The organism is Nostoc sp. (assembly GCF_036916655.1).
Classification (GTDB): Bacteria; Cyanobacteriota; Cyanobacteriia; order Cyanobacteriales; family Nostocaceae; genus Nostoc.
The window spans coordinates 1-2,709 of record NZ_JBALFY010000131.1 but is presented as its reverse complement, the minus strand read 5'-3'; the positions used below and the strand labels follow the sequence as shown (position 1 = coordinate 2,709).

General features: G+C 42.2%; 3 protein-coding genes and 1 pseudogene. 2 read left to right on the top strand and 2 right to left on the bottom strand.

Annotated elements, in window-relative coordinates:
- The first annotated feature begins 97 nt into the window (after positions 1 to 97).
- A complete protein-coding gene (locus tag V7L31_RS32495) occupies positions 98 to 340 on the top strand; it encodes a hypothetical protein (protein WP_334700048.1) in 243 nt (80 codons plus the stop codon).
- 142 nt (positions 341 to 482) lie between these two features.
- Entirely contained in the window at positions 483 to 1,853 is a 1,371-nt protein-coding gene (locus tag V7L31_RS32490; RefSeq protein ID WP_334700047.1) for an S-layer homology domain-containing protein, read from the top strand.
- Between the two features lie 161 nt (positions 1,854 to 2,014).
- On the opposite strand, the gene V7L31_RS32485 is transcribed toward V7L31_RS32490, so the two are convergent.
- Entirely contained in the window at positions 2,015 to 2,524 is a 510-nt protein-coding gene (locus V7L31_RS32485) for an AI-2E family transporter (protein ID WP_334700046.1), read from the bottom strand.
- Positions 2,500 to 2,709 (bottom strand): annotated as a pseudogene (locus V7L31_RS32480) (hypothetical protein); the annotation flags it as partial. The gene V7L31_RS32485 and the pseudogene V7L31_RS32480, both read right to left, overlap by 25 nt.

Genomic DNA, 2,709 nt, shown 5'->3' with positions numbered 1-2,709 from the left:
AGCTGGAGAATCCACGCGAGATTACACCAATCCCTTACATTGGTCAGTTAGGGATTTTTGAAGTACCTGATGAATTGGTTAGGAGTGCGATCGCAGAGTGAAATCAGTCCTTTCTCTTTTCTCCGGCATCGGCGGACTCTGCCACCACGGAATATCAGCTGCTTGTCTATCTCACAAATTCCGAGTCCAGCAATTTGTCGAAATCTCTCCTTATTCTCAATCAAAATTGCGCCATGAACAACCAGGAATTCCAATCCACGCAGATATTACCAACTACCATTGCCACCGAAGCTATCAACCCAGCATTCATGAGGTGGAAGCATTTTCTCGGCTGTACTGACTTTTGTGGAACTTTCCTGTTTAATTTCAGACTAGTATATTGTGCATGGGTTGAAATATTACAGAAAAAAACACTGTAATATTTGATCTTCATTAGCAACTGCAAATAAGAGAAAATACTTTTCATTAGGGTGAATCATTCCATGACTAAAATATCTCAATCTCAGTCGAGAACTGCCTTATCTTTGTTACTACAAATGACCTTTGGTGGATTTGCACCTTTGGTTCTTGCCAGTCCCACATTTGCTCAATCGACATTTACTGATGTTCAAGGCAATTGGTCGCAATCATGTATTTCCCAACTGGCTCAACAAGGAATTATCAGTGGTTACCCAGATGGTACTTTCCGTCCCAATGCCTCTGTAACCCGCTCTGAGTTTGCCGCCATGATTGGTAAGGCTTTCCCAAATGCACAAAAGAGTCGTAATCTAGTTCAATTTGCAGATGTCCCCAGCAATTACTGGGCCCATAATGCAATTGCAACAGCCAACCAGACAGGCTTCTTGTCCGGCTACCCTGGTGAGATTTTTAATCCTACTCAAAATATTCCTCGCGCTCAAGTTCTCGTCGCTTTAGCTAGTGGACTAAATTACTCTCCCACTCAGTCTGCGACGACCACCCTAACTGCAAACTTTGCTGATGCCAGTTCTATTCCTACTTATGCCCAGAGTGGTATTGCTGCTGCTACTGAAAAACGTCTGGTCGTAGATTATCCTGATGTTAAGTTCCTTAGACCGAATCAATTAGCTAGTCGTGCTGAAGTCTCAGCTTTTTTATGTCTTGCTTTAACACCTTCTGGACAAACCTCTAGTATTCCTGGGCAGTATATTGCAAATGCTACTGGCTCCTCAATTAATGCCCTACTTAACTCTGGAACTTCTATTCCTGTTAAATATCTGGATGCCAAGAAAATCGTTGTTAGTTCCAAGGAAACTGCACCTCTAACCCTGACAGTCGCAACTGATATTAAAAATAATCAGGGAGTTCTAACTATTCCTGCTGGTAGCCAAGTTGTTGGTCAATTGCAACCTGTAGACGGTGGTTCTCAATTTGTCGCTAGTCAGCTGATTATCAATGGTCAGCAGTTTCCAATTAATGCCTCTTCGCGTCCAATCACAACTACACAAGATGTACGTAGTCCTAACATCACTGCTATTCTCCAAGATGCTGCTGTCGGCTCCGCTGCTGCCGCCGGAATTTCTGGCATCACTGGTAACAAGCATATTACACTTGGCAAAGTCTTAACTGGTACTGCCATTGGTACAGCCGTTGGCGCAAATCAAAATCGTAACGTTTTCTCGACTTTGAGAGATACTGCAATTGGGGCTGCTGCCGCCACTGGAATTTCTGGCATCACTGGTAATCGCACTATCACTCCTGGAAAAGTTCTCGGCGGCGCTGCGGCTGGTGCTACAATTGGCGGCATTGTTGATCCCACTTCCACAAATCAAGTCGTTGTAATTAATCCTAATAGTGACTTAACTTTAAGCTTAAATAGCGACTTCAGCAGATAAACAAAAACGGTGAATTGGATGGTTCGCCGGAAACTCAACCTAAACCTCAAAAAAAAGTCTTCACCCCACAAAAAAAGGTACTGATGAAGTCCAACTAGCCCGATTTGAGTACTGGAAACTCTTGAGGGGGATACCTATGGAAAATCTGATTTTTTCGATTTTCAACTTTGGTTGTGATCTTGAGTAATATCGTTCGATTGAACATCTATTCCAGTTTCAACTCCTACTGACTCTATCAGATTTTCTGACGGCGTAAACTCATCAATAAGGGTAATTATCACTGCTGCCGCAGGTACTGCAAGCAGCACACCAATAAATCCAAATAGCTTACCCATTACCAAAAATGTTACAATCACCATCACTGGATGGATATTAACTTGCTGATCCATCACCAAAGGCTGAACTACATGGGCATCTATTTGATTCATTACAAAGAAAAGTATCAACACAAATACTAGCTTTAGCGGTGAAATACTCAATGCTACTAATGCTGGTAAAAAAGCACCAATAATCGAACCAAAATAAGAAATTATTTCAAATAAACCTGCAATAATCCCAAATGGCAGTGCTGACGGAATCCCCAAAATCAAAAGCCCAAACGTTGCTCCAGCACCCAGAATATAATCGCTATTACTGTCGCAAAAATCTAGCCTCGCAATCTTGTCTCGCAAGCCTTAAGGATTCGTTTAGACCGTTGATGATGTCGCCTTGGAACTAATCTTAAAATCCCTTTCACTAAGGAATTAGGATCGTAAGCCATATAAAGCGCTAAAATTAACGTCGCTACCAACTCAACGGTTAAACCTGCCAAAATCAGATTTCTGGTTGATCTGGCTGTAAAGTAGCCCAAAATACT

Bases quoted from the DNA above. Each gene is read 5' to 3' on its own strand.
- V7L31_RS32490 (WP_334700047.1), top strand. From the start codon at position 483: ATGACTAAAATATCTCAATCTCAGTCGAGAACTGCCTTATCTTTGTTA.